The sequence below is a fragment of the Roseomonas sp. F4 genome (assembly GCF_053891155.1).
Genome location: NZ_JBSSHK010000004.1, coordinates 515,386 through 541,341 on the forward strand (window position 1 = coordinate 515,386; position 25,956 = coordinate 541,341).

General features: G+C 68.8%; 20 protein-coding genes and 3 tRNA genes. 8 read left to right on the forward strand and 15 right to left on the reverse strand.

What is annotated here, in order from left to right; genetic code table 11:
* Window positions 1–28: 28 nt before the first annotated feature.
* Both ACVFYP_RS18890 and ACVFYP_RS18895 read right to left on the reverse strand, forming a co-directional pair.
* Window positions 29–105, reverse strand: a tRNA-Asp gene (locus tag ACVFYP_RS18890).
* Window positions 106–377: 272 nt separating this feature from the next.
* The gene (locus ACVFYP_RS18895; protein ID WP_499201750.1) at window positions 378–1,085 is read right to left on the reverse strand and encodes a GntR family transcriptional regulator; all 708 of its coding nucleotides are present in this window, start codon (window positions 1,083–1,085) and stop codon (window positions 378–380) included.
* A gap of 57 nt (window positions 1,086–1,142) precedes the next feature.
* Here ACVFYP_RS18895 and fahA point away from each other — a divergent pair, with 57 nt between their 5' ends.
* The 3 genes from fahA to ACVFYP_RS18910 are packed head-to-tail and all read left to right on the forward strand — an operon-like array spanning window position 1,143 to window position 4,237.
* A complete protein-coding gene (gene fahA, locus ACVFYP_RS18900) occupies window positions 1,143–2,438 on the forward strand; it encodes a fumarylacetoacetase (RefSeq protein ID WP_499201751.1) in 1,296 nt (431 codons plus the stop codon).
* Window positions 2,439–2,469: 31 nt separating this feature from the next.
* Window positions 2,470–3,258, forward strand: coding sequence for a cyclase family protein (locus tag ACVFYP_RS18905; RefSeq protein ID WP_499201752.1), 789 nt, complete (start codon window positions 2,470–2,472; stop codon window positions 3,256–3,258).
* A gap of 4 nt (window positions 3,259–3,262) precedes the next feature.
* Window positions 3,263–4,237 carry a Bug family tripartite tricarboxylate transporter substrate binding protein gene (locus ACVFYP_RS18910; RefSeq protein ID WP_499201753.1) on the forward strand — a complete coding sequence of 325 codons (975 nt, stop codon included), beginning with the start codon at window positions 3,263–3,265 and terminating at the stop codon, window positions 4,235–4,237.
* A 20-nt stretch (window positions 4,238–4,257) separates the two neighbouring features.
* Here ACVFYP_RS18910 and ACVFYP_RS18915 read toward each other — a convergent pair.
* From ACVFYP_RS18915 to ACVFYP_RS18950, 8 genes are all read right to left on the reverse strand, one after another.
* Window positions 4,258–4,332, reverse strand: a tRNA-Val gene (locus ACVFYP_RS18915).
* Window positions 4,333–4,446: 114 nt separating this feature from the next.
* Window positions 4,447–4,719: an HU family DNA-binding protein gene (locus ACVFYP_RS18920; protein ID WP_499201754.1), complete on the reverse strand. Its 273-nt coding sequence runs from the start codon at window positions 4,717–4,719 to the stop codon at window positions 4,447–4,449.
* 289 nt (window positions 4,720–5,008) lie between these two features.
* A complete protein-coding gene (gene lon / locus ACVFYP_RS18925; protein ID WP_499201755.1) occupies window positions 5,009–7,426 on the reverse strand; it encodes an endopeptidase La in 2,418 nt (805 codons plus the stop codon).
* 204 nt (window positions 7,427–7,630) lie between these two features.
* Window positions 7,631–8,887 carry an ATP-dependent Clp protease ATP-binding subunit ClpX gene (gene clpX / locus ACVFYP_RS18930; RefSeq protein ID WP_499201756.1) on the reverse strand — a complete coding sequence of 419 codons (1,257 nt, stop codon included), beginning with the start codon at window positions 8,885–8,887 and terminating at the stop codon, window positions 7,631–7,633.
* A gap of 172 nt (window positions 8,888–9,059) precedes the next feature.
* Entirely contained in the window at window positions 9,060–9,704 is a 645-nt protein-coding gene (clpP, locus tag ACVFYP_RS18935) for an ATP-dependent Clp endopeptidase proteolytic subunit ClpP (RefSeq protein WP_499201757.1), read from the reverse strand.
* A 252-nt stretch (window positions 9,705–9,956) separates the two neighbouring features.
* A complete protein-coding gene (tig, locus tag ACVFYP_RS18940; RefSeq protein ID WP_499201758.1) occupies window positions 9,957–11,294 on the reverse strand; it encodes a trigger factor in 1,338 nt (445 codons plus the stop codon).
* 153 nt (window positions 11,295–11,447) lie between these two features.
* Window positions 11,448–11,529: transfer RNA gene (locus ACVFYP_RS18945), tRNA-Leu, on the reverse strand.
* Between the two features lie 50 nt (window positions 11,530–11,579).
* Window positions 11,580–13,964 (reverse strand): thiamine pyrophosphate-binding protein, encoded by a 2,385-nt coding sequence (locus ACVFYP_RS18950; protein WP_499201759.1) that lies wholly within the window; start codon window positions 13,962–13,964, stop codon window positions 11,580–11,582.
* 232 nt (window positions 13,965–14,196) lie between these two features.
* Here ACVFYP_RS18950 and ACVFYP_RS18955 point away from each other — a divergent pair, with 232 nt between their 5' ends.
* The 3 genes from ACVFYP_RS18955 to ACVFYP_RS18965 are packed head-to-tail and all read left to right on the forward strand — an operon-like array spanning window position 14,197 to window position 17,200.
* Window positions 14,197–15,711 carry a sensor histidine kinase gene (locus tag ACVFYP_RS18955; protein ID WP_499201760.1) on the forward strand — a complete coding sequence of 505 codons (1,515 nt, stop codon included), beginning with the start codon at window positions 14,197–14,199 and terminating at the stop codon, window positions 15,709–15,711.
* Window positions 15,708–16,145, forward strand: a complete 438-nt coding sequence (locus ACVFYP_RS18960; protein WP_499201761.1) for a response regulator — start codon at window positions 15,708–15,710, stop codon at window positions 16,143–16,145. Before ACVFYP_RS18955 ends, ACVFYP_RS18960 begins: the two co-directional genes overlap by 4 nt.
* Window positions 16,142–17,200, forward strand: coding sequence for a sensor histidine kinase (locus ACVFYP_RS18965; protein ID WP_499201762.1), 1,059 nt, complete (start codon window positions 16,142–16,144; stop codon window positions 17,198–17,200). Before ACVFYP_RS18960 ends, ACVFYP_RS18965 begins: the two co-directional genes overlap by 4 nt.
* On the opposite strand, the gene ACVFYP_RS18970 is transcribed toward ACVFYP_RS18965, so the two are convergent.
* The 5 genes from ACVFYP_RS18970 to ACVFYP_RS18990 all read right to left on the reverse strand — a co-directional run bounded on the left by ACVFYP_RS18970 (window position 17,175) and on the right by ACVFYP_RS18990 (window position 24,731).
* A complete protein-coding gene (locus ACVFYP_RS18970) occupies window positions 17,175–19,532 on the reverse strand; it encodes a CheR family methyltransferase (protein WP_499201928.1) in 2,358 nt (785 codons plus the stop codon). The genes ACVFYP_RS18965 and ACVFYP_RS18970 overlap by 26 nt on opposite strands.
* The gene (locus ACVFYP_RS18975) at window positions 19,420–20,472 is read right to left on the reverse strand and encodes a chemotaxis protein CheB (RefSeq protein WP_499201763.1); all 1,053 of its coding nucleotides are present in this window, start codon (window positions 20,470–20,472) and stop codon (window positions 19,420–19,422) included. The genes ACVFYP_RS18970 and ACVFYP_RS18975 overlap by 113 nt, the downstream gene beginning before the upstream one ends.
* A 45-nt stretch (window positions 20,473–20,517) precedes the next feature.
* Window positions 20,518–21,714 (reverse strand): MFS transporter, encoded by a 1,197-nt coding sequence (locus ACVFYP_RS18980; protein ID WP_499201764.1) that lies wholly within the window; start codon window positions 21,712–21,714, stop codon window positions 20,518–20,520.
* A gap of 79 nt (window positions 21,715–21,793) precedes the next feature.
* On the reverse strand, window positions 21,794–23,233 hold the full coding sequence (locus tag ACVFYP_RS18985) for a malonyl-CoA decarboxylase (RefSeq protein WP_499201765.1): 1,440 nt from the start codon (window positions 23,231–23,233) through the stop codon (window positions 21,794–21,796).
* Window positions 23,226–24,731, reverse strand: a complete 1,506-nt coding sequence (locus ACVFYP_RS18990; RefSeq protein ID WP_499201766.1) for an NAD(P)H-hydrate dehydratase — start codon at window positions 24,729–24,731, stop codon at window positions 23,226–23,228. Before ACVFYP_RS18990 ends, ACVFYP_RS18985 begins: the two co-directional genes overlap by 8 nt.
* A gap of 99 nt (window positions 24,732–24,830) precedes the next feature.
* Here ACVFYP_RS18990 and ACVFYP_RS18995 point away from each other — a divergent pair, with 99 nt between their 5' ends.
* Window positions 24,831–25,196, forward strand: a complete 366-nt coding sequence (locus ACVFYP_RS18995) for a hypothetical protein (protein WP_499201767.1) — start codon at window positions 24,831–24,833, stop codon at window positions 25,194–25,196.
* Window positions 25,197–25,270: 74 nt separating this feature from the next.
* Window positions 25,271–25,906: a ParA family partition ATPase gene (gene parA, locus ACVFYP_RS19000; RefSeq protein ID WP_499201768.1), complete on the forward strand. Its 636-nt coding sequence runs from the start codon at window positions 25,271–25,273 to the stop codon at window positions 25,904–25,906.
* Window positions 25,907–25,956: the final 50 nt, after the last annotated feature.

The following is a 25,956-nucleotide window of genomic DNA, read 5'->3' on the forward strand; positions in this document are numbered from 1 at the left end:
ACTTTCCAGAGAAAGTAGCAAGTCCGCGTGGCGCGAGTGACGGGGCTCGAACCCGCGACCTCCGGCGTGACAGGCCGGCGCTCTAACCAACTGAGCTACACCCGCCCGCGAACTTGTGCGGCGGGGAATAGGGGTGCGGCGGCGGCCTGTCAACAGCCTCCCCAGGTGCCCCGCGGACGGCCCGGGGAGCCGGCGGCGGGGGCTGCCCTGATCGGTCCGGCAATAGCATTTCCGGCGATTCGCATGATTGATCCGCAGGCCACCCCTCGGCCTCTCGGGGCCGTTCCGGCCCGCGAAGGCGCTTGGCGGCATGGTTCGATGACAAAAAAGTCGCGAGCGGATGTGGGTTGGACGGCACTGGCGACGCCGGATAGTGGTCAGGCGCCGCCGCCAGGCCGCGCCACGCCCTCCAGTACCTCCACCACCTGCTCCGCTGTCTTGCCTATATGGGTGGTGAGTTCCTGGGTCGCGGCGGGGTCGCGCGCCAGGGTCAGTTCGGCCAGCCGGGCATGGACCCGCAGCATGTGGTCCCAATCCAGCGCCGCGATCTTGATGATCCGGCGGTAGCGCGTCTTCTGCACATACAGCTCGTCGCAAAAGCGCTTCAGCGAGGGCAGCGGGCAGCCGGCGATCAGCGCGGCATGGAAGCGATGATGGCGGACCTCATAGCTGTCCAGCCAGGCCTCGCTGGTCATGTCGCGGCGGCCGATCTCGTGGCCCAGCACGGAGAGGGCGGCGACGATGCCATCTTCCCATTCCGCACCGCCCTCCGCCATGGCGAGCCGCAGGGCCGCCGCCTCCGCGATCTGACGGGACTGGGTGATGTCCTGCAGATGGGCGCGGGTGACCGGTGGGACGGAAAAGCCCTTCTGCCCCTCAAGCCGAACCAGCCCTTCCGCCGCCAGCCGCGCCAGGGCTTCCCGCAACGGCGTCGCGCCCAGGCCGTAGCGGGCACTGAGTTCGCGCAGCCGCAGCCGCGCCTCCGGCGGCAGGCTGCCGGCGATGATGTCCCGCCGCAGCTTGCGGGCCGCGGACTCCGCGAGGGTGACCTCCGCGAGGATGGCTTCCTGATTCTGATCGATCATCTGAAAAATTTATATTTCATCTAGCCAGACGCTGTCCAGCGCGACAGGATGGCGTCCATGGAAACGACCAACGAAACGCATGATCCCGCCTTGCGGGCCTGGATTCCCGCGGCCAATGCGCCGGAATCCGACTTCCCCATTCAGAACCTGCCGCTTGGCCTGTTCTCCCGACCCGGCGAGGCGCCACGCCCCGGCATGGCGATCGGCGACCGCGTGCTCGACCTGCGGGCGGCGGCGGAGCTGGGCCTGGTCCCGGCGGAAGGCCTCGGCGGGCCAACGCTGAATCCGCTGATGGCGCTGGGCCGCCCCGCTTCGGCGGCGTTGCGCCGGGCCGCCTCCACCCTGCTGCGCCAGGGTGGCGCCGGGCAAGCCGCGGCGGAACGGATCACCGTGCCGATGGCGGAGGTGACCCTGCACCTGCCCGCGTCGGTGGCGAACTTCACCGACTTCATGATCTCCCGCGACCATTCCGAACGCCTGGGCGCGCTGAAGAACCCCTCCGCCCCCCTGCCCCCGGCCTTCTCCCATCTGCCCATCGCCTACCACTCCCGCGCCTCCTCGCTCCGCGTCAGCGGCACGCCGGTGATGCGGCCGAACGGACAGCGGCGGGAGGAGGATGGCAGCGTCAGCTTCGGGCCGGAGCGGCGCCTGGATTTCGAGCTGGAACTGGCGATCTGGATCGCCGGGGAGAATGCGCTGGGCACGCCGGTGCCGATGCGCGCCGCACCGGAGCGGCTGTTCGGCTATGGCCTGCTGAACGACTGGTCCGCCCGCGAGATCCAGATGCTGGAAATGCCGCCCCTCGGCCCTTTCCTCGGCAAGAGCATGGCCACCACGGTCTCGCCCTGGATCGTGACGGCGGAGGCGATGAGCCCTTTCGCGACCGGCGCCGCGCCACGGCCGCTTGGGGACCTGCCGGTGCCGGCGCATCTGGACAGCGCAACCAACCGCGCCGCGGGCCATCTGTCGCTCACCATGGAGGTGCTGCTGCTGACCCCGGCCATGCGCCAGGCCGGCGCCGCGCCAGCACGCATCACCGCGACGGAATTCGCCAACCTTTACTGGACGCCGGCGCAGCTCGTCGCGCACCACGCCTCCAATGGTTGCAGCCTGTTGCCGGGCGACCTGTTCGGCAGTGGCACCTGTTCCGGTCCGGAAGCCGGGGCCCGCGCCTGCCTGGCCGAAATCGCCCTGACCGGCCCGATCGCCCTGCCTGGCGGTGAGACGCGGCGATTCCTTCTGGATGGCGACGAGGTGATCTTTCGCGCGCGCGCCCATGCGCCGGGCGCCGTGCCGATCGGCTTCGGCGAATGCCGCGCCGAAATCCTGCCAGCACCCGCCTGGCCCAACTGACAACAAGAACGACGAGGAACGGACAGGCCCCATGCCGAGACGCATCATCGACATCTCATCGACCCTGAAGGCGGGCATAGCCTCCGACCCGCCGCACATGCTGCCCAAGATCAACTACCGCAACCACCACGACACCGCGCCCTCCATGGCCGCGCTGATGGGCGTGCCGGTGGAGGCGCTGCCGGAGGGGGAATATGCGGCGGTGGAGGAGATCACCCTCTCCACCCATAACGGCACGCATCTTGACGCGCCCTACCACTACTTCTCCCGAATGGATGAGGCGCTGGTCCCGGGCGGACGCCCGGCCATACGGATCGACGAGGTGCCGTTGGACTGGTGCCTGCAACCCGGCGTGAAGCTGGACTTCCGGCATTTTCCCGACGGCTATGTCGCGACACCTGAGGATATCCGCCGGGAGCTGGACCGCATCGGCCATGTGCTGCGACCGCTCGAGATCGTGGTGGTCAACACCGCGGCCGGGGCGCGCTACGGCCAGCCGGATTTCCTCGATACCGGCTGCGGCATCGGCAAGGCGGCGACGCTATGGATGCTGGAGCAGGGCGTGCGCGTGGTCGGCACCGATGCCTGGTCCTGGGATGCGCCCTTCAGCCACACCGCCCGGCGGGTGAAGGAAACCGGCGATGCCTCACTGATCTGGGAAGGCCACCGCGCCGGACGCGAGATCGGCTACTGCCACATGGAGAAGCTGAGCAACCTCGACGCCCTGCCGGCCGACGGATTCACCGTCGCCTGCTTCCCCGTGAAGATCGAGCGCGCCTCCGCCGGCTGGACCCGCGCCGTCGCCATCATCGAGGAGTGAGACCATGCGCCACATGATGCTGGCCGCGCTGCTCGCGCTGGCCCCCCTCACCTCTGCCATCGCCCAGGGAAGCCAACCGGGGAGCCAAGCGGGCAGCTATCCAGAGCGTCCGATCACCATGATCATGCCCTATTCGCCCGGCGCGGCGGATGTGCTGATCCGGGCGATGGGGGAGCATATCCAACGCACGCTGCACCAGCCCCTGGTGCTGAACACGCGGGACGGTGCCTCCGGCGTCGTCGGCATGCGGGTGGTCGCGGCGGCCGCGCCGGATGGCTATACGCTGGGCCATACGCCTATGACCGCCATCGTCGTGCAGCCGCATCTGCTGCGGAATCCGGGCCTGGGCCCGGAGCAGTTCGAAGGTGTCTGCGGCACCAATGAGAATGTCATCACCGTCGCCGTGCGGACCGAAAGCCCGATCCGGGACCTGCCTGGCCTGGTGGCGGAGGCCCGCAGGCGCCAGCTCAGCTTCGGCAGCCCCGGCCCCAATTCCCTGCCACAGCTCGCCGTCTGGCGCGTGCAGCGGGCCACCGGCGTGGAGATGAACCACATCCCCTATCGCGGCGAGGCGCCGCATGTGAACGACACGCTGGCCGGCCGGCTCGACTTCTCCGCCGCCATCGTCAGTTCGGTGGCGGAGCTGGTGCAGGCGGGGCGGATGCGGATGATCGCGGTGTTCTCGGCCAACCGGCATCCGGATTTCCCCGATGTGCCGACGGCGCGGGAACAGGGCATCGATGCCCAGCAATTCTCCCAGGTCGGCATCTACGCGCCGCGCGGTACCCCTGCCCCGATCCTCGACCGGCTGGAGGAAACCTGCCGCGTGGCGCTGGAGGATCCGACCGTGCGCCGGGTGCTGGCGACCAGCCGCAGTCCGGTGAGCTTCGTGCCGCGCGCGGAGCTCACCCGGATGATTCGTGAGGAGTACGGCAATTACGGCCGCATCCTGCGTGAGCTTGGCGTACAGCCGGAATAGGGACGGGCGGGCGGCGGTTCTGGTGGGCGCTGACGGGATCGAACCGCCGACCACCTGTGTGTAAGACAGGCGCTCTACCGCTGAGCTAAGCGCCCCAAGCGCCCCCATGGCCTAGCCGCCCGGCGGCGCGGCGCCAAGACCTTTGAAACGGAAAAGGGCCAGCCCCTGCGGGCCGGCCCTTCCGTCACGTCAGATCTTGGCGGGTAGTCTCAGTTCACCGCGTCCTTCAAGCCCTTGCCGGCCTTGAAGCGCACCGTGTTGGTCGCCGGGATCTCAATCTCCTCGCCGGTCCGCGGGTTGCGGCCCTTGCCGGCCTTGCGCTTGGAGGTGCTGAAAGTGCCGAAGCCGACCAGTCGGACTTCGGTGCTCGTCTTCAACGCCTTCTCGATCGCATCGAACACCGCATCGAGCACGTCGCTCGCCTTGGCTTTCGGAATGTCAGCAGCCTCCGCAACCACGGTGACCAGATCCTGCTTGTTCATGTGGGACTCCCTTTCAGGTTCCTGTTCATTTCGCATCATCGAACGGGCCCGAATCACGCCCCGCCACGGCGGCACACTAAGAGCCGCGTTTCAGCGCAGTCAACGTCGTCGCTCTCGATTTCTGGCGGATAACCGCCATTTCCGGGATACAGGCGCGGTAAATTCGCATGGCGCGAGGGCAAATCATCGGGAGGTTGCCAAATATTCAGGATGCGGCGCCCGAAAACAGAAAGGGCGCGCACCCCAGGATGCGCGCCCTCGCCCTGTTCAGACCCTCGCCGGCCTCACCTCAGTGCGGTCGCACCGTGGCGCCATCGCTGCCCGCGGACCCGGCGGCAGGCGCCGGATCGGCCGGCTCCTCCCAGGTGATCGCTTCCGGTTTGCGGACCAGGGCCTGGGAGATGACCTCATCCGCATGGCTGACCGCGATGATGGTCAGCCCCTTCTTCACATTGTCCGGGATCTCGGCCAGGTCCTTCTCATTCTCCTTCGGGATGAAGACCGTGGTGACGCCGGCACGCAGCGCCGCCAGCAGCTTTTCCTTCAACCCGCCGATCGGCAGCACCCGGCCACGCAGCGTGATCTCGCCCGTCATGGCGATATCCTTGCGCACCGGAATGCCGGTGAGCACGGAGACGATGGAGGTGGCCATCGCCACGCCGGCGGAAGGTCCGTCCTTCGGCGTCGCACCTTCCGGCACATGCACATGGATGTCCCGCTTCTCGAACACCGTCGGCTTGATGCCGAAGTTGATCGAGCGGCTTCGCACATAGGACAGCGCCGCGGAGACGCTTTCCTGCATGACGTCGCCGAGCTTGCCGGTCGTCTTGATGGCACCCTTGCCCGGCAGAACCACCGATTCGATGGTCAGGATCTCGCCGCCCACCTCGGTCCAGGCGAGGCCGGTGACGACGCCCACCATGTCCTCGGCTTCCGCCTCGCCGTAGCGGAACTTCCGGACGCCGGCGAACTTCTCCAGGTTCTTGACGGTGACCGCGACCTTCTTCGTCTTCTTGGAGACGATCTCCTTCACCGCCTTGCGGGCGATGCCGGCCAGCTCACGCTCCAGGTTACGCACGCCCGCTTCGCGGGTGTGGTAGCGGACCATGTCGTGCAGCGCCTCGTCCGAGATGCTCCACTCGCCCTTCTTCAGGCCATTGGCCTCGCTGACCTTGGGCAGCAGATGGCGCTTGGCGATCTCGACCTTCTCATCCTCGGTGTAGCCGGGGATGCGGATGATCTCCATGCGGTCCAGCAGCGGCTGCGGCATGCGCAGGCTGTTGGCCGTGGTGACGAACATCACGTCGGACAGGTCGTAATCGACCTCCAGGTAATGGTCGTTGAAGGTGCCGTTCTGCTCGGGGTCCAGCACTTCCAGCAGGGCGGAAGACGGGTCACCGCGCCAATCGGCGCCCAGCTTGTCGATCTCGTCCAGCAGGAACAGCGGGTTCGACGACTTCGCCTTCTTCATCCCCTGCAAAACCTTGCCGGGCATGGAGCCGATATAGGTCCGACGATGGCCACGGACTTCCGCCTCATCGCGGACGCCGCCCAGGGACATGCGGACGAAGTTACGACCGGTCGCCTTGGCGATCGACTTGCCGAGCGACGTCTTGCCCACGCCGGGCGGGCCGACCAGGCACAGGATCGGGCCACGAATCTTGGGCGAGCGCGACTGCACCGCCAAATACTCGATGATCCGCTCCTTGATCTTGTCCAACCCGTAGTGGTCGGCATCCAGCACCGCTTCCGCCGCGACCACGTCGTTGCGGATACGGGTCTTCTTCTTCCACGGGATCGACAGCATCCAGTCGAGGTAGTTGCGCACGACGGTGGCCTCGGCCGACATCGGCGACATGGTCTTGAGCTTCTTCAGCTCCGCCATCGCCTTGTCGCGGGCCTCCTTCGAGAGCTTGGTGGCCTTGATCTTGGCCTCAAGCTCGGCGGCCTCGTCCTTGCCTTCCTCGCCCTCGCCCAGCTCCTTCTGGATCGCCTTGAGCTGCTCGTTCAGATAGTACTCGCGCTGCGTCTTCTCCATCTGCCGCTTCACGCGGCTCCGGATGCGCTTTTCCACCTGAAGGACGCCGATCTCGGCTTCCATATGGGCGAAGACCCGCTCGAGACGCGGGCCGACGCCCACGATCTCCAGCAGCTCCTGCTTCTCGGAGATCTTGAGGTTCAGGTGGCTCGCCACCGTATCGGCCAGCTTGGCCGGCTCCTCGATCTGGTTGATCGAGACCAGCACTTCCGGCGCGATCTTCTTGTTGAGCTTGATGTACTGCTCGAACTGCGCGACCACGGTGCGCGCCAGCGCCTCCAGCTCGCGCCCCTCGGGCTTCGGCTCATCGGCCGTCGCGGCAAAGGCCTCGAAATAGGGTTCGGTGCCCTTATAGGCATCGATCTTGGCGCGCCGGCCGCCCTCGACCAGCACCTTCACGGTGCCGTCGGGCAGCTTCAGCAATTGCAGCACCGTGGAGACGGTGCCGACCTGGTACAGGTCCTCTGCCCCCGGATCGTCCTGCGCGGCGTTCTTCTGCGCGACCAGCAGAATTTGCTTGTCGTCGCGCATCACCGCTTCCAGCGCGCGGACGGATTTCTCGCGCCCGACGAAAAGGGGGACGATCATGTGGGGGAAGACAACGATGTCACGCAGCGGCAGGACGGGAAGCAGTTCGCCGCGGACGGGTTCAGTGGGATTGGCCGCCATATCGGACCTCACTTTGGACGATCGGCGCGGGAACCGCCCCCAGGATGATCCCACCTGGGGTCCTGGTTATCGGCACGGTTCCGGCGCCACGGGATTGTCAAACAGATGGCCCCCCTACCCCACCATCACAAGCGGCCCCGCATGCGGGTGCTTCGTGTCAGGGGTGCCATCGGCGCCAGGCCTATCGGGGCCTGGCCCCGTTCCTCAGCCCGCAGATTGCTCCGCGGGGCGTTCACCATAGATGAACAGCGGGCTGGCGCGGCCTTCGGCCACCTCCCGGTTCACCACCACCTCCTCGATATCCTCGATACCGGGCAGGTCGAACATGGTGCTCAGCAGGATCGCCTCCATGATCGAGCGCAGGCCGCGGGCGCCGGTGCGGCGCTGGATGGCCCGCGTCGCCACGGACTTCATGGCGTCCTCGGTGAAGGTGAGCTTCGCCCCCTCCATCTCGAACAGCCGCTGATACTGCTTGATCAGGGCGTTCTTCGGCTTGGTCAGGATCTCGATCAGGGCCTTTTCGTCGAGGTCCTCGAGCGTCGCCACCACCGGCAGGCGGCCGATGAATTCCGGGATCAGGCCGAACTTCAGCAGATCCTCGGGCTCGACTTCCTTCAGGATGGCACCCGCGCGCCGCTCATCCGGCGCCCGCACCTCGGAGCCGAAGCCGATGCCGGAGCCCTTGCCGCGGGAGCCGATGATCTTCTCCAGCCCCGCGAAGGCGCCGCCGCAGATGAACAGGATGTTGGTCGTGTCGACCTGCAGGAATTCCTGCTGGGGATGCTTGCGCCCGCCCTGCGGCGGCACGGAGGCGACGGTGCCTTCCATGATCTTCAGCAGCGCCTGCTGCACGCCCTCACCCGACACATCGCGCGTGATGCTCGGATTGTCGGACTTGCGGGAAATCTTGTCGACCTCGTCGATATAGACGATGCCGCGCTGCGCCCGCTCCACATTATAATCGGCCGATTGCAGCAGCTTAAGGATGATGTTCTCCACATCCTCACCGACATAGCCGGCTTCCGTCAGCGTCGTCGCATCCGCCATGGTGAAGGGCACGTCGAGGATGCGGGCCAGCGTCTGGGCCAGCAACGTCTTGCCCGAGCCGGTCGGGCCGATCAGCATGATGTTGGACTTGGCGATCTCGACCTCGCCGGCCTTCGCCCCATGCGCCAGGCGCTTGTAGTGGTTGTGGACCGCGACCGACAGAACCTTCTTCGCATGATCCTGCCCGATGACGTAATCATCGAGGACCTTGCAGATCTCGCGGGGCGTCGGCACGCCGTCACGCGACTTGACGAGGTGCGTCTTGTGCTCCTCGCGGATGATGTCCATGCAAAGCTCGACGCATTCATCGCAGATGAACACGGTGGGCCCGGCGATCAGCTTCCGGACCTCGTGCTGCGACTTGCCGCAGAACGAGCAGTACAGGGTATTCTTCGAGTCGCCGGACTTGCTCATGCGCGCTCCGAAAGCCTCAAGCCGCGACCGCCAGGCAGGTTGACGGCGCGGGACGCCTGCCCCCCGGCCGGGGGGCGGGAAACAAAGGAATATAGCCCCGCAATCGAGCGGGGGAAAGTGCCACCCATCGGGTGACGGCGCGGCAAGGTGCCGCGCCCCGCCCGAAGGGCGCTCAGATCTTCACCGGATCGGTCGGCGGCACCGGCCGCTGCTCCACCACCTGGTCGATCAGCCCGAAGTCCCGGGCCTCCTCGGCCGTCATATAGGTGTCGCGTTCCATCTTGGCCTCGATCTCCTCGATCGGCTGGCCGGTATGGTGGACGTAGATGCGGTTCAGGCGTTCCCGGGTCTTCAGGATCTCACGCGCCTGGATGGCGATGTCCGTGGCCTGGCCCTGGGCGCCGCCGGAGGGTTGGTGGATCATCACCTGGCTGTTCGGCAGGGCGAAGCGCTTGCCCTTGGCACCGGCGGTCAGCAGCAGGCTGCCGGCGGAGGCGGCCATGCCGACGCAGACGGTCGAAACCGGGCTGCGGATATACTGCATGGTGTCATACATCGCGAGGCCGGCGGTCACGACGCCGCCCGGGCTGTTGATGTAGAAGGCGATCTCCTTGTTCGGGTTCTCGCTTTCCAGGAACAGCAGCTGGGCGCAGACCAGCGAGGCCACCTGGTCGAAGATCGGCCCGGTCAGGAAGATGATCCGCTCCTTCAACAGGCGCGAATAGATGTCATAGGCCCGCTCGCCCCGCGCCGTCTGTTCGACGACCATGGGCACGAGCGAGTTATTGTAGATCTCGACCGGATCGCGGTCACGCATGGTGGTCCCTTTCATGCCCGTCCGTCGCCGGCCTGGGCGCATTCCCCTGACTGGGTTCCCCTCGTCGGGGCCACAGTGTGACAGCGAATCTCTGCCATTCCCTTTAAGATGGGGAAAGCCGCGTCGCCCGCAAAGCCCCCCACCCCAAGACCCATATGGCGGAGCGCGGAACTGGGGCGAGAGTCCCGCAAATGCAAGCGGGGCGGGCCTTGGGCGCCGCCCCGCTGAACGATCCGGATTGGCCGAGGCCGCTTAGTCGGCCTGGGTGGTCAGCTCCGACGGGGCGACCTGATGGTCGGTGACCTTGGCCAGTTCCAGCACGAAATCGACCACCTTCTCCTCGAAGATCGGCGCCCGCAGGCCCTCGATCGCCTGGGGATTCTTGCGGAAGTACTCCATCACCTCCTTCTCCTGCCCCGGGTAGCGGCTGGCTTCCTGGCGCATGGCGTTGGCGATTTCGTCGTTCGACACCTGGATGTTGTTGGTGCGGCCGATCTCGGACAGCAGCAGGCCCAGGCGGATGCGGCGCTCGGCGATGCCGCGGTAGTCCGCCTTCAGCGTCTCCTCGTCCTTGCCCTTGTCGTCCGCATCCAGGCGGCCGGCCTTCAGGTCCTGCTCCACCCGCTGCCAGATCTGGGCGAACTCGGCCTCCACCATGCCGGACGGCACCTCGAACACGGCCTTCTCGGCCAGGGCGTCGAGCAGCGCGCGCTTCACCTTCATCCGGGCCAGGGCGTCGTATTCGCCCTGCAGGTTCTCGATGACCTTGGCGCGCAGCGCGGCCATGTCCTCAAGCCCGAGGCGCTTGGCGAATTCGTCGTCCATCTCCGGCAGCTTCTTCACCTTCAGCGCCTTGGCGTTGATGGCGAAAACAGCGTCCTTGCCGGCCAGAGCGGCGGAGCCGTATTCGGCCGGGAAGCTGACATTGATGTCCTTCTTCTCGCCCGGGCTCATGCCTTCCAGCTGCTCGGTGAAGCCGGGGATGAAGCCCTCGCCGGCCACCTCGACGGGGGTGTCGGTGGCAGTGCCGCCCGGGAAGGGCTCGGACAAGCTGCCGTCCTCGTTCTTAGTGCGGCCCTCGAAATCGACGACCAGCACGTCACCCTTGGCGGCCGGGCGGGCTTCGGCGACGTCTTCCGTGGTGGCCAGGCGGCCGGCCATGGTGGCCAGGAATTCGTCCACCTGGGCGTCTTCCGGGGTCGCCTTCTGGCGGTCCAGCGCGATGGAGGCGAAATCCGGCATGGGGATCTCAGGCAGCAGCTCCAGGTCGATCTTGTATTCCAGATCGGCGCCGTCGCTGTAGTTCACCAGCTCGATCTTCGGCTGCAGCGCGGGGCGCAGGCCGCGATCGGCGATCACCTGGCGGGTCGCGTCATCGACCGACTGTTCCAGCACTTCGCCGGCCACGGCCTGGCCATAGCGCTGCTTGACCACGGCGGCGGGCACCTTGCCGGGGCGGAAGCCGGGCAGGCGCAGGTCGGCGCCCAGTTCCTTCAGGCGCTTGTCGCGCTTGGCGGCGAGGCTGGCGGCCGGGACGACGACCTGGAACGCCCTTTTCAGCCCCTCGGCGGGAAGCTCGGTGACCTGCATTTTGGACCTTCTTTATGCACAGAGGCGCCCATGACGGGCGCAAGACGCTTTGAGGCCCGCCCCGTTACCGCCCAAGGGCGCCGGGGGCAATGGGGATCGGCCCGAAACCGGGCCAGGCCACGGTTCCCCGTCGGTCAAAAGCGGTGAAAACCATGCGGGCGGAGGGACTCGAACCCCCATGACTTGCGCCACTGGAACCTAAATCCAGCGTGTCTACCAATTCCACCACGCCCGCCTGAAGCCGCTACCTACCCCGGCCTCCGCCCCATCGCCAAGCCCGCCCCTTCAGCGATCCAGCACCGCCGCCGCGCAGGCATCCAGGATCGCCGAGGCATCCAGCCCATAGGCCGCGTAGAGGTCCGGCAGGTCGCCAGCCTGGCCGAAGCGGTCGACTCCGAGTGGCACCACCCGCTGGCCACGCACCGCGCCGAGCCAGGCATGGGCCGCCGGATGCCCGTCCAGGATCGTCACCAGCGCCGCGTCGCGATCGAGCGGTGCCAGCAATGCCTCGATGGCGGAGGTGCCGCCGCCACGCCCCTGGCGTTGACCGCGCCGGCTTTCCAGCCATCCGGCCTGCAGGCGATCGGGGCTGGTCACGGCGAGCAGCCCGGCATCGGGCACGTCCTCCCGCACCGCCGCGAAGGCTTCCCGCACCTCGGGCGCGATCGGGCCCTGATAGGCGATGGCGAGCTTCGCGCCGGGGCCGGGCGGGACGTCCCAATAGCCGCCGGCGATCACCCCGGCCGGGTCCAGCTTGCGCTCCGGCTGCGCCAGGGCGCGGGTGGACAGGCGGAGCCAGACGGAACTGCCATCGGGCTTCTGCATATGGTCGAAGGCGAATCGCATCAGGATCGCCAATTCGTCCGCATAGGCGGGTTCGTAGGCGACCAGCCGGTCCTGGGCGATGCCGATCAGCGGCGTGTTGACCGACTGGTGCTGGCCACCTTCCGGCGCGAGGGTCAGGCCGGAAGGTGTTGAAACCAGAAGAAACCGGGCGTCCTGGTAGCAGCCATAGATCAGCGCATCGAGGCCCCGGTTGACGAAGGGATCATACACCGTCCCCACCGGCAGCAGCCGCGCCCCATATAGCGAATGCGACAGGCCGAGTGCCCCAAGCAGCAGAAAAAGGTTCTGCTCGGCGATGCCGAGTTCGATGTGCTGCCCCTCCGGCCCCATGCCCCAGCGCTGCGCACTCGCCAGCTTGGCATCGCGAAACACATCGTTCTTCAGATGCCGGTCGAAGATGCCGCGCCGGTTCACCCAGGGGCCGAGATTGGTGGAGACGGTGACATCCGGGCTGGTGGTGACGATCCGCCCGGCCAGCGCGGCATTCTCCCCCTGGCCGCGGCCGATTTCGGCCAGGATTTCGCCGAAGGCCCCCTGGGTGGACATCATCCGCCCCGGCGGGATGCGCGGCGCCGGCAGGGCGGCGGGCACCGGGATGGTCGGGGATTGCAGCTGGCGCCCTTCCGGGGCCAGCGTCCGGGCGAAGGGAATGCTGGCCAGGAAGCTCTCCAGCTCGCTTTCCGGCACGTCCAGGCCTTCGAATCGGTCGAACTCATGGCCGGGGCGGATGCCCATGGCATCCCGGAACGTCTCCATCTGCTCCTTGGTCATCAGCCCGGCGTGGTTGTCCTTATGCCCGGCGAAAGGCAGGCCCATGCCCTTGATGGTATAGGCAATGAAGCAGGTGGGCTGGTCGCCGGCGGCATCCGCGGCCCGGAAGGCCTCGGTCAGAGTCTCGATGTCGTGGCCGCCGAGATTGGTCATCAGCGCCGCCAGCTCGTCATCGGTCAGCGGGTCGATGATGGCGCGCACGCCCGGCACCCGGCCCAGCTCCGCCAGCAAGGCATTCCGGAAGGCGGCGCCGCCCTGGAAGGTCAGCGCGGCGTAGAGGCTGTTGGGGCAGTCATCGATCCAGCGCCGCAGCGCCTCCCCCTCCGGCCGGGCGAAGGCGGCTTCCAGCTTGCGGCCGTATTTCAGGGTGACGACGTCCCACCCCATGTCGCGGAACAGCCCCTCGATGCGACCGAACAGGCGATCCGGCACGACGCTGTCCAGGCTCTGGCGGTTGTAGTCCACCACCCACCAGACATTGCGCACATCGTGCTTCCAGCCTTCCAGCAGGGCCTCGTAGATATTGCCCTCATCCAGCTCGGCATCGCCGACGATCGCCACATGTCGCCCGGCGGCAATCTCCGGCCGCCCAAGCCCGTGCAGCCGCACATAGTCCTGCACCAGGCTCCCAAAGGTGGTCAGCGCCACGCCGAGGCCGACGGAGCCGGTGGAGAAATCCACCTCCGCGCCATCCTTCACGCGGGACGGGTAGGGCTGGATGCCGCCGAACTGCCGCAGCGTCGACAGCTTCTCCCGCTCCTGCCGGCCGAGGAGATAGTTGATCGCATGGAACACCGGCCCGGCATGCGGCTTCACCGCCACCCGGTCCTGCGGCCGCAAAATCTCGAAATACAGCGCCGCGAGGATGGAGACGGAGGAGGCGCAGGAGGCCTGGTGCCCGCCCACCTTCAGCCCGTCGCGATTCGGCCGGATATGGTTGGCGTGGTGGATCATCCAGGCGGACAGCCACAGCAGCTTGCGCTCCAGCGCATGCAGCAGTCGCAGGCGGTCGGCGGGTGCGGGCTCGGTCCGGATCGGCCGCTCCATTGTCATGCTGCTGTTCCTCGACGTTCCTTGCCGATGAGCATAAGGGCAGCCGCAGCGGGTGCGAAGCGCGGCTTGGCGCCCCCGCCGGCACGATGTGGTGCGCCGCTGACAGCGCGAATCTTCACAGCGATGTGAAGTCCGGGAGCGGATCGGTTCCAGCGCCGCTCTTGTGCAACTGCGCTCTCCACGGCGTTGTGGCGATGTTCGCCCGCCCCCGCAATGAAACCGAAACGGATCCATGACCTGGACTCAGGCCACGTTCGGCCGCATCACCCTTGGCTTCACCGCCATCGGTTTCGCCCTTCTCCTGGCGCTTGGCGTTGGCTTCGTCTGGATGGTCCAGCAGACGCGAAGCTATGCCAATGCCGTGGTGGCCACCCAGCAGATCCGGGTTTCGACGGCCGAGGTGCTGAGCTCGCTCCAGGATGCGGAGACGGGGCAGCGTGGCTATCTGTTGACCGGCGATCGCGACTACCTCGCCCCCTATGAGCAGGCGGCCGCGCAGATCGAAGCCGAATTGGACCAGCTGACCCGGCAGGTGACCGCCGATGGCGGCCGCCTCGATGCGTTGCTCGAGCTGCGGGCGCGGATCGAGGCCAAGCTCGCGGAGATGCGTGGCACCGTCGAACAGGCCGAATCGGGCGACATGGCGGGCGCCATCGCCACCGTGCGGGATGGCCGCGGCAAGCGGCTGATGGACGAGGTGCGGGCAGTTCTGGCCGGGATCGAACAGCGCACCGTGGCGCGTCAGGCGCGCCGCGCCACCGCCCTGGAATCCGCCGGCGGCATCCTGCTGATGGTGGCCACCGGCGGATTGCTGCTGATCGCGCTGGTCAGCTTCGGCACCGCCCGCGTCGCGCTGCAATACACCCGCGACCTGCAGGAGGCGCAGGCGGCGCTGCAAAGCGCCAATGCCAGCCTGGAACAGCGGGTGGCGGACCGCACCACATCCCTGATGGCGGCGAATGAGGAAATCCAGCGCTTCGCCTATATCGTCTCCCACGATCTGCGCGCGCCGCTGGTCAATGTGATGGGCTTCACGCAGGAGCTGGAGACCGCCATCGCCACGGTGCGCAGCATGGTCGAACGCGCCGAAACGGAAGCCCCCGGCCTGCTGACGCGGGAGGTGCGGGAGGCGGTGGACGAGGATATTCCGGAGGCGATCGGCTTCATCCGCTCCTCCACCAACCGCATGGACCGGCTGATCGGCGCCATCCTGGCGCTGTCCCGCGAGGGTCGCCGGCGGCTGACGCCGGAGCCGGTGGCCTTGCAGACACTGCTGGAGGGCATTGCCGCCAGCCTGCAGCATCAGCTGGACCGCGCCGGGGCGGAGATGACGCTGAAGCCCCCCTTCCCCACCCTGCGCACCGACCGCCTGGCGCTGGAGCAGATCCTCGGCAATCTGCTCGACAATGCGACGAAGTACCTGGAGCCCAGCCGCCCCGGCCGCATCATGGTGCAGGCACGGCGCGAAACCGGGCTGAACGCCATCGATGTGATCGACAATGGACGCGGCATCGCCGCGCGCGACCATGCCCGGGTGTTCGAGCTGTTCCGCCGCTCCGGCCCGCAGGACCAGCCCGGGGAAGGTATCGGCCTGGCCCATACCCGCGCCTTGGCCCGCCGCATGGGCGGCGATATCCGTCTGACATCGACGCTTGGTGTCGGATCGACCTTTACCCTGCTATTGCCCGACACCCTGCCCGCGCCCGACCCGGCGAGCGGAGCGCCGCTTGAGGAACAGCCCGCATGAATGTCTCCGCCCAGGCCGTTACCATCGTCATGGTCGAGGATGACGACGGCCATGCCCGGCTGATCGAGAAGAACCTGAAGCGCGCCGGCGTCTATAACGACGTCAAGCACCTGAACTCCGGCACCGCCGCGGTCGAGCATCTGTTCGGCCCGCAGCGCCAGGCCGGCGCGCCGGTGCTGGTCCTGCTCGACCTGAACCTGCCGGATATGAGCGGCATCGACATCCTGGCGCGGTTGAAGGCGGACCCAGAGCTGCGCCTCGCACCTGTGATCGTTCTGACGACAACGGATGACGACCGGGAGATCCGGCGCTGCTATGAACTCGGTTGTTCCGTCTACATCACCAAGCCGGTGAACTACGAAACCTTCGCCCAGGCTGTCCGCCAGCTCGGGCTGTTCCTGGCCGTCATCCAGGTGCCGCCCACAGCCCCATGACCCCCCCTGCCAGTCCCGCCACCTCCCGCATCCTGTATATCGACGATGACGCGGCGCTCTGCCGTCTCGTGCAGCGGGCGCTCGGGCGGATGGGGCATGAGGTGATCACCGCCGGCGGTGGCGAGCAGGGCGTGGCCATGGCACGCCAGGGCGGCTTCGCGGCCATCTGCCTCGACCACTACATGCCCGGCGCCGATGGGCTGGAAACGCTGGCGGAGCTGCGCGCCCTGCCCGACCCCGCCCCCGTCATCTTCGTCACCGGGGCGGATGAGACGCGGGTGGCCGTGGCGGCGCTGCGCGCGGGGGCCGAGGATTTCGTGGTGAAAACCCCGGGCGAGAGCTTTCTGCTGCTGCTGCACCGGGCCATCGAAGGCGCCGTCCAGCGCGCCGCCATGCACCGCCAGCAGGCCGAGGACGCCGCCGCGGTGCGCGAAGCACGCGACCGGGCGGAGGAGCTGGCGGCCAGCCGCGCCTTGCTGTTGCAGGAGGTGAACCACCGCGTCGCCAACAGCCTGCAGATCATCGCCAGCCTGACCCGGCTTCAGGAAGGCGCGGTCGCCGACCCCGCCGCCCGCGCCGCCCTGGCCGCCGTGCGCCACCGTATCGCGGCGGTCGCCCAGGTGCATCGCAGGCTCTACACCTCCGCCGATGTGCGCTCCGTCGCGCTGTCCGATTATCTCGGCGGGTTGCTGACGGAGATCGGCCGCAGCGTGGAAACGGCGCGCATCGACTTCACCGCCATCCCGCTGGAAGTCCCCCCCGACCGCGCCGTATCGCTCGGCGTCATCCTGTCGGAGCTGGTGACCAATGCGCTGAAATACGCCTATCCGGACAAGCCCGGCGGCGGCCCCATCCGCGTCAGCCTGGACCGCGATGGCGATGGCGGTGTGTTGCGGGTGGAGGATGACGGGGTCGGCGGCGCCGGCGCCGATCAGGTCTCCGGCACCGGCCTGGGCGGGCGGATCGTCCATGCCATGGCGGGGACGATCGGCGGGCTGGTGGAATTCGCCGGCGGGCCGGGCTCCCGCATCACGGTGCGGTTTGGGCTGGGATAGGGCTTTCCGGCGCGGCTTGCGTCGCGCCGGCCAACGGAAGATCGAGGGTGGTCACCCGCAATCCCTCCCCCAGCTCCACCTTCATCTGCCCAGCCAGGTCGTGGCTGACCATCCGCGCCATCAGTTCCGACCCGAACCCGCGACGCTGCGCACCCGGGGCGGGTGGCGGGCCGCCGCGCTCGGTCCAGATGAGGTGGAGCGCCCGGGCCGCCGCCCCGCCATCCACAGCCCAGCCAATGCTGACGCGCCCCTGCGGCACGGACAGGGCCCCATGTTTCGTTGCATTGGTCGCCAGCTCATGCAGCACCATGCCGAGCGTCAGCGCCACCTTCGGCCGTAGCAGGACGGGCACGCCCGACAGGGTGACGCGATCCGCGCGGTCGGCATGCGGCGCCACTTCCTTCGCCACCAGCGCTTCCAGATCCACCGTGGTCCAGCCCTGGTCGGCCAGCAGTTCATGCGCCCGCGCCAGCGCCTTGATCCGCCCGCCGAAGGAGGCGCGGAATTCCTCCAGCGAACCGGTGCGGCGCAGCGTGCTGGTGGCCACGGCCTGGACCACCTGAAGCATGTTGCGCACCCGGTGGTTCAACTCATCGACCAATGTGCCGAGGATCTCCCCTTCCACCACCTTGGTCACGTCAAAGAAGGTCAGCACCACGCCATCCACCTGCGCATCCGCGGTGCGATAGGGCAGCAGGCGCATCAGGTAGTGCACCTCGCCGTCGCGCGCCGTGACGCGGCGTTCCACCGCTTCACGCTCATCCAGCACACGCCGCGTCTCCTGCCGCATGTCCACCTTGTCCAGCTGGCTGGAGAAATCCGTGATCGGGCGCCCGCGATCGGCGGCCACCAGGTTGAAGATGCTGGTCACCGCCGGGGTGAAGCTGCGGATCACCAGGTGCCGGTCCAGGAACAGCGTGGCGATCTGGGTGCTGTCGAACAGGTTGCGAAGGTCGCCATTAGCGCGGTCCAGCTCATCGATCTTGCTGGACAGCTCGATATTGGCGGTGCGCAGCTCCTCGTTCACCGATTGCAGCTCCTCCTTCGAGGTTTCCAGCTCCTCGTTGGTGGATTGCAGCTCCTCATTCACCGAGACCATTTCCTCGTTGGCCGAGGTCAGCTCCTCGGTTGCGGTCTCATATTCCTCGGTGATCGATTGCAGGCGCTCTCGCGTGTCGCGCAGTTCGCGGTCCAGGCGCTGCATGCCGGCCTGGTCCGCCGGCTCACCCGACCGCACCACGACCGGCGGTGCGGCGGGCAGGTCGTTGAACACCACCATGTACAGCTGGTCCTTCGCCTCCCGCATCGGCATCGGGATGATGGTCAGGTCGATGCCGAAGCGCTGCTGGTCGACCTCGATCTCGACCTGCGGACGCTTCACCCGGGCGTGGCTTTCGACCGCCTCGCGCAGGGCACCGCGTAGCACGAAGCGCAGGCCCGGCCTGGCCATGGCCAGAAGCTGGCGGCTGGGCTGCCCGGCGGCGGGTTCCAGATAGCGGCCCAGATGGGCGGACTGGTGCAGCACGTCGCCGTCCCGGTTCACCACCACATGCGGCGGCGTGAACTGGTCCAGCACCAGCGCCTCCGCCGCCTGCCGAAGGTCGGAACCGCGCGTGCCCGTCGCAGGGCGCGCCGCGGCACGTACGGGCCAGGCACGCGTGGTGCCGGTGGTCATGACCATCGGCCGCAGGCCGGGTCTGCCGTGGCCGCTGGTGTCCCGGCGCCGGTAGATGCGATGCGCCTTGTCGTCGGCCACGAACAGTTCGCTGTGCCGGGCGATGGTCTCGGCGATGCCCAGGAACAGGAAGCCGCCGGGACGCAGCGCGTAGTGGAACAGCGGGATCACCTGATCCTGCAACCCGGTGCCCAGATAGATCATCAGGTTGCGGCAGGAGACAAGATCGATGCGGGAGAAGGGCGGATCGTTGATCAGGCTGTGCGGCGAGAAAACGCAAAGGTCGCGCAGTGGCTTCGCCACGGCATAGCTCGCCGCATCCACCGTGAAATGTCGCGCCACCTGCGCGGGCGACAGGCTGGACAGCAGCGCGGCGGGGTAGCGCCCGCGCCGCGCCACGGCGAGTGCGGGCTCGTCGATATCGGTGGCGAAGACCTGCGCGCGCGGGCCGCCGGGATGCGCGTCCATGTAGTCGCGCAGTAGCATCGCGAGGGAATAGGCTTCCTCCCCCGTGGCACAGCCGGGCACCCAGACCCGCACCGCCTCATCCGCCCCGCGTCCCTCGAACAGCCGGGGAATGACGCGCTCGGCGAGGGCGGCGAAGGCGTCGGGGTCGCGAAAGAAGCTGGTGACGCCGATCAGCAGGTCCTGGAAGATCCGCGCGCAGCCGGGCGATATAGGCCTCCAGGCCCGGCAGGCGCAGCACATGGATGCGGCGCTGCACGCGACGGAAGAAAGTGCGGTCCTTGTAGCCGGCGAAATCATGCCCGACCCCGGCCTTCAGAAGGCCGGCGATCGTGGCATGCGCCGCCGCCGCCGCCGCATCGTCAAGCCGTTCATGGGGCGACGAGTCGTCAAAGGTCTCCGACAGCTCCGCTAGCCGGTCCACCATCTGGTCCGAGGGCACCACAAGATCGACCACCCCGGCGGAGATCGCGCTGTGGGGCATGTCGTCATATTGCGGGGAGGTCCCGTTGGCGCCCTGGGCCATGGTCAGGCCGCCGCCGGTCTTGATGGCCTTCAGCCCGAGCGTGCCATCGCTGCCGCTGCCCGACAGCACGATGCCAATGGCGCAATGCTGCTGGTCTTCCGCCAGGGAGGCCAGGAAGACGTCGATCGGATGGCGTTCGCGCTTGAGGTCGGGCGGCTGCGCCCGCAGGCGGATAGTGCCGTCCTGGATGGTGATGATGGCGTTGCTCTGCAGGACGTAGGTGTGCCCCGATTCAATCTTCTGGCCGTCTTCCGCCGGCACAATGGGCAGGCTCGTGCAATCGGCGATGATGGAGGGCAGCGAACTCAGCCGGCCGCGCGCCAGATGCGTCACCACGATGAAGGCCATGGGTAGCGGCTGCTTCATCGCGCGGAAGAAGGCCTGCAGAGCTTCGACCCCACCAGCCGAGGCGCCGATGCCGACGATGGGAAACCGCGACACGACGTTGGTCATCTGGTCCTGACATCGTTGCTGGAGGAGCGGCGCAGGTCGCGCGCATGGGGCTGGTGAAGTCGCCGGCCGGATGTCACATGCAACTGTAGGCGCCTGGGGGGCCACTTGCCATCGCACCTTGGCCCCCAGACGCAGCTGAACGCGCTTTTTCATCACGATTTCGTGACAAACACCGAGAGTTGCGGCGCGAGGCCCCCGCTAGCCCGCCCGCCACCAGCGGCGCGTCAGCACCAATGCGCAGACACCCTCCAACCCGATCACCATCGTGGCCCGGGGTGCGCCCAGCCAATGCGCCATCAGCCCGAGATGCAGGAAGCCCAGCAGGCCCAGCCCGATGCAGGCCGAAAGCACGCCGAGCGCGCGGGACCGCATCTCCGGCGGGGCCGTGGTATAGACCAGCGTCGCCTGCATCGCCGCGAAGGCGGCACTGCCGATGCCCACCACCAGCAGGGCCAGCGCTGCCGGAATCGCCGCGGTGATGGCGGCGAAGATCACGAACATGCCGCAATACATCGCCGTGCCGCCGACATAGATGGCCCGGTACCAGGCCGGCCGCACCAAAGGCACCAGCAGCGCCGCGCCCAGCAGCGCGCCCAGCCCGTCCATCCCCGCCAGCAGCCCGACCCCCTCCGGCCCCAGCCGAAGCTGCTCCTGCCCGATCACTGGGATCATGGAGGAGACCGGCCAGCCGAACAGGTTGAAGATCAAAGTCACGATCATCACCCCGGCCATGCCCGGCGTGCGCAGCACCAGGCCGAAGCTCTCCCGCATGTCGCGCAGCACACCGCCGCGCGGCGGCTGGAGGACCGAACGGTGCGAGAGGCGCAGCGCCGCCAGCACCGCCAGCAGATAGAAGCCGGCGCAGAGCAGGAAGGCCGGGCCGAGCCCCGCCGCCGCCAGGATGGTGCCGCCCACCGCCGGACCGGCGATGCGGCTGGCATTGTTGGCGACCACGTCCAGCGACACGGCGCGGGCCATGCGGCTGGCACCCACCACCTCCCCCAGCATCATCCGCCGCACCGGATTGTCGGCGGCCCAGACGATGCCGGCGATGAAGCTGGCAAGACCCAGATGCCAGACCGCCAGCAGGTCCGACAGCGCCAGCGCCGCCAGCGTCGCGGACAGGGCGCCCTGCACGCTGAGCATCACGAGCAGCGCGGAGCGTCGCTGCACCCGGTCCGCCGCGACGCCGAGAAAGGCGCCGAACAGCCCCATCGGCAGCAGCCGCAGCAGCGTCATCATGGCGACGAGAAAGGCGGAATGGGTCTGCTGCCAGACCACGACGCCGACCACCAGCATCTCCAGCCATCGCGCGATGGAAACCAGCAGCCCCACCAGCACGATGCGCCGCGCATCCGGCACGCCAAGCACGCCGCGCGCCCCTGATCCCTGCAACAGCTTCCACCCGGCTTCTCTGACGGGCGATCCTTGCAGCGGTGGGCGTCTGGCTCAAGACGGGGGGCTCAAGCCGCGGTCACAGAAATCCCTTGGCCAGCTTGCGGATGGCAGGCGACGCGGCGCGCTTGCCCTCTCCGGCATAGTCCTCGTGATAGGATTCGATCTTCGCCGGGTCGTAGCGGTAATTCACCATCAGCCCGCAAGCCTCCCGGAACCCCTTGTCGGAGGTGTCGCCACGCCAGTTCAGGCGTTCGACGCGGGCCCCGTTGGACAGGTGGAAATGCGCCACCGGGTCCCGCGCGCGCTTGCCGTCGCGGCCCGATTCCGCCAGCAGATAGCGGGCGCAGGCGCGGGTCAGGATCGGCTCCAGCAGCTTCGCCGTGGCCTCCACCCGCGCCCAGCCGCGACGGGCGATCAGCCGGCGCAGCGTCTGCACCGGGGTTTCGGCTTGCGCATCGGCGGGGTCGGCGCCGGGGGCGGCGATGGCGGGTTCCGGCGGGGCGACGGCGCGCAGCGCCTGCGCTTCCTCCTCCGTCACCAGCGTCGTGTCCGCCGCCTCCAGCCGCGCTTCCAGCCAGCTACGGAAGCCGGGGATGGGGGAGAGCGTCGCGAAGCAGTTCAGATTGCCGAACTCGGCGCCCAGCACCTCCACCACCCGCTTGATCAGGAAGTTGCCGAAAGAGATGCCATCCAGCCCGCGCTGGCAGTTGTTGATCGAATAGAAGATCGCGGTGTCGGCCTGGCGCGGGTCCAGCAGCGGCGCCTTTTCATCCAGCAGTCCCTGCACGCTGGCCGCCATGCCCTCCACCAGCGCGATCTCGACGAAGATCAGCGGCTCCTTCGGCATGCGCGGGTGGAAGAAGGCGTAGCAGCGGCGGTCGGAATCCAGGCGGTTCTTCAGGTCGCGCCAGGTGCGGATGCGGTGCACCGCCTCATAGCCCACCAGCTTCTCCAGCAACTCGGCCGGGGAGGACCAGTCGATGCGGCGCAGCTCCAGGAAGCCGACATCGAACCAGCTGGCCAGAAGGCTGCGCAGATCGGCCTCCAGCGCCTGCAGCATGGCGTCGCCGCGCATCCGTGCCATCAGATCGGCGCGGAGCTCCACCAGGAACTTCACGCCGTCGGGGATGGTGGTGAACTGCGTCATCAGCCGCAGCCGCGGCGGCTCCAGCACCCGGCGCAGCTTCGCCTTGGCGGTGGCGCGCGCCTCGGCATCCGGCGCGCGGGCGACGGCGTCCCAGGCCGCGGTGACGGCGGCGGCGTCGGAATCGAAGCTGGCCAGGGCGCGCAGGAACTCGCCGCGCGCGACCTCATCCGCCGAGAGATAGCTCTGCGCCAGCCGCGCGGCGCGGGAACGGGCGGAAACCTCGCCGCCCTTGGCGTCCAGGCAGGCCCGCATCTGCGGTCCGAAACCTTCCTCGCCCTCCGGCGCGGAGGAGGCGATGTCCCGCCAGAGCGCGGTGACGCGCCGCAGCGCGCGGTCAATCAGGCCGGGCGGGGCAGCAACGTCAGACATCACGCTTCCTTTCCGCATATTTCAGGGATGATGCCCGAGAGGCGCCCCTCCGTCGAGGAACATCGCCGGCATGGTGCGGGACAAAGGACGAAAGAACCGTTGGGAGACGGGCCGGCAGATCCTCCGCCAGCAGCCCCGGGCCGGCCAGGGTGGCGGCGGCGCCGTGCAGGTGGCAGGCGCAGGCGGCGGCCTCGAAGCGTGCCATGCCCTGGGCCAGCAGCCCGGCGACGATGCCCGCCAGCACATCGCCGGTGCCGCCGCTGGCCAGCCAGGGCGGGGCGTTGTGGTTGATGGCGACACGGCCATCGGGCGCGGCGATCAGCGTATCAGCCCCCTTCAGCACCACCACCGCCCCGGTGGCCCGCGCCGCCGCGCGCACCGCCGCCAGCCGGTCCTCCCCCGGCGGGCCGAAGACAGCGGCGAATTCGCCGGCATGGGGCGTCAGCACGGCGCAGCCGGCGAGCGCGGCGGGGTCGCCCGTGGCGGCCCGCAGCGCGCCGGCATCGGCCACCACCTGGCGGCCGGCGGCCACCGTCTCCCGCAGCATCTGCCGCGTCGCGGCCTCGGGTGGCAGGCCGGGGCCGATCACCCAGGTTCCGATCCGCGCCTCCTCCCGAAGCGCCGCCGCGCCGGCCTCGCTGACCATGGCGCCGGGGTCGCCGGCGCGCAGCACAGCGGCCGTCGCGGCGTCCGGGGCGAGCAGCGTCAGCAGCCCGGCGCCCGCGCGGCGCGCGGCGGCGGCGACCAGCCGGGCCGCGCCGGTCATCGCCGGCCCGGCCACCACGGCCACATGCCCGCGCGCGTATTTGTGGTCGGCAGCGCCCGGCACCGGCAGGCGCCACAGCGCCGGCCCGTTGCGGAAGGTTTGGGGCTGGATCGCCCCGAGCACGGCGGTGGGCAGCCCGATATCGGCCAGCACCACCTCCCCGCACAGCTCCCGCCCCGGCAGCAGCAGATGTCCGGGCTTGAGGCGGAAGAAGGTGACGGTCAGCGCGGCGGCGGCCGCGAAACCCCGCACCGCCCCCGTCGCGCCATCGAGGCCGGAGGGCACATCCACCGCGACGATCGGCGCGCGTACCGCGCCCAGCACCGCAGCCGCCCGCCCCGCCACCGGCTTCGACAGGCCAGCGCCGAAGACCGCATCGATCACCAGCCCAGCGCGCGCCACCTCCGCCTCGGTGAAGGACGCCATCCGGCCGTGCCAGCGCGCGGCGACGGCGGCGGCGTCGCTGCCGGGGCTGGGCGGCGCCAGGGCGGCCACCGCCACCGGCCAGCCCACCTGTTCCAGCAGCCGCGCCACGACATAGCCGTCCCCGCCATTATTGCCGGGGCCGGCCAGCACCAGCACCCGCACCGGCCGGAAGCGCCGCAGCACAGCCCGCGCCACAGCGCGGCCCGCCGCCTCCATCAATGTCAGGCCGGGGATGCCACCGGCAATGGCGGCCGCATCGGCGCGGGCCATCTCGGCGGGGGTGAGGAGTTCGGGCGGAAGGTCCATGCGCGGAGGCTACATCGGGCCGGAGCCAAATGCGCCGCCCCCCGCGGCAAATCAGCATGGCCGCCGCGAACCCTCGGCCGCCTCTGGCGCTACCCCTCCATGCGCCATTCCCTTCGCCTTCTCACGATCCCCGCTTTGTTGCTGCATTTGGCCTCCGCCGGCGCGCAGCAGCTTGACCGCGAACCCGCCGCCAGCGCCGTGCCGCCGCGCAGCGAATTGCCGGGCGACCGTGCCGGCCCACCTTCGGAGCCGCGCACCGGCGCGCCGGCCCAGCAGGCGGAGCCGCGCCCGCCCGTGGGCGTCGGCACGCCGCCGCAGCAGCCGCCGAGCACCGAGCCGCCCGCAGGCCATCGCACCATGCCGGCGCCGGAAGTGCCCGGCCAAAGGCTTCCCGAGAGCAGCTCGGGCGCCGGCAACCTCGGCCAGAGCCCGATTCCGGACCGCGCCAGGCCGGATCGCCGCTGACTGGACCTTGCTGACCGGGACCTTATCCGGACTTGGTGCTAGGCTTGGCGGGCAACTGGTCTGGAGTCGCGGGCATGGCCTTCGTCGTCGCCGTCGCGCAGCGCAAGGGTGGCGCGGGCAAGTCCACCCTCAGCGCCAATCTGGCCACCGCCCTGGCGAGCCTCGGTATGAAGGTCGCGCTGCTCGACACCGATCCGCAGCAGACCCTGACCCGCTGGGGCGCGGAGCGCGCCTCGGCCGGGGCGCGGGCACTGCCCCTGCATCTGGAAGCGCCCGCGGGATGGCGCTTGCCGGCCAGCCTCGACAAGCTGCGACGCAGCCAGGATGTCGTGCTGCTGGACACGCCGCCGCATGCCGATACCGATGCCCGCATCGCCATCCGCAACGCCGACCTGGTGCTGGTACCCTTGCAGCCGTCCTCCGCCGATCTCTGGGCCATGGATGCGACGCTGGATCTGGCGAAGGGCGAAAAGCGCGCCGCGGCCATCGCCCTGAACCGCGCGCCGGCCAGCGGCAAGCTCCTGTCGCAGATCCTCGCGGAGCTGGACCGCCGCGCGCTGACCCGTCTGGAGCCTGCCATCGGCAACCGCACCGGCATCGCCCAGGCCTTCGCCGCCGGTCTCGGGGTGACGGAATCCGCGCCGAAATCGGTGGCGGCGGCGGAGATGCGGGCGCTGGCCCAGGCATTGATGGCGCTGCGGCCGCGCTAAACTCCCGGCCACCCAGGATCCGGGTCTTTTCAGTCGCTGCGCGATGTGGC

Coding starts and splice junctions, on each gene's coding strand:
- ACVFYP_RS18950 (WP_499201759.1), bottom strand. CDS start 13,964: ATGACAATGGAGCGGCCGATCCGGACCGAGCCCGCACCCGCCGACCGC.
- clpP (WP_499201757.1), bottom strand. CDS start 9,704: ATGCGTGACCGCGATCCGGTCGAGATCTACAATAACTCGCTCGTGCCC.
- ACVFYP_RS18965 (WP_499201762.1), top strand. CDS start 16,142: ATGACCCCCCCTGCCAGTCCCGCCACCTCCCGCATCCTGTATATCGAC.
- lon (WP_499201755.1), bottom strand. CDS start 7,426: ATGGCGGCCAATCCCACTGAACCCGTCCGCGGCGAACTGCTTCCCGTC.
- ACVFYP_RS18990 (WP_499201766.1), bottom strand. CDS start 24,731: ATGGACCTTCCGCCCGAACTCCTCACCCCCGCCGAGATGGCCCGCGCC.
- ACVFYP_RS18960 (WP_499201761.1), top strand. CDS start 15,708: ATGAATGTCTCCGCCCAGGCCGTTACCATCGTCATGGTCGAGGATGAC.
- ACVFYP_RS18895 (WP_499201750.1), bottom strand. CDS start 1,085: ATGATCGATCAGAATCAGGAAGCCATCCTCGCGGAGGTCACCCTCGCG.
- ACVFYP_RS18920 (WP_499201754.1), bottom strand. CDS start 4,719: ATGAACAAGCAGGATCTGGTCACCGTGGTTGCGGAGGCTGCTGACATT.
- ACVFYP_RS18975 (WP_499201763.1), bottom strand. CDS start 20,472: ATGAAAAAGCGCGTTCAGCTGCGTCTGGGGGCCAAGGTGCGATGGCAA.
- tig (WP_499201758.1), bottom strand. CDS start 11,294: ATGCAGGTCACCGAGCTTCCCGCCGAGGGGCTGAAAAGGGCGTTCCAG.
- clpX (WP_499201756.1), bottom strand. CDS start 8,887: ATGAGCAAGTCCGGCGACTCGAAGAATACCCTGTACTGCTCGTTCTGC.
- ACVFYP_RS18955 (WP_499201760.1), top strand. CDS start 14,197: ATGACCTGGACTCAGGCCACGTTCGGCCGCATCACCCTTGGCTTCACC.
- parA (WP_499201768.1), top strand. CDS start 25,271: ATGGCCTTCGTCGTCGCCGTCGCGCAGCGCAAGGGTGGCGCGGGCAAG.
- ACVFYP_RS18995 (WP_499201767.1), top strand. CDS start 24,831: ATGCGCCATTCCCTTCGCCTTCTCACGATCCCCGCTTTGTTGCTGCAT.
- ACVFYP_RS18985 (WP_499201765.1), bottom strand. CDS start 23,233: ATGTCTGACGTTGCTGCCCCGCCCGGCCTGATTGACCGCGCGCTGCGG.
- ACVFYP_RS18905 (WP_499201752.1), top strand. CDS start 2,470: ATGCCGAGACGCATCATCGACATCTCATCGACCCTGAAGGCGGGCATA.
- ACVFYP_RS18910 (WP_499201753.1), top strand. CDS start 3,263: ATGCGCCACATGATGCTGGCCGCGCTGCTCGCGCTGGCCCCCCTCACC.
- fahA (WP_499201751.1), top strand. CDS start 1,143: ATGGAAACGACCAACGAAACGCATGATCCCGCCTTGCGGGCCTGGATT.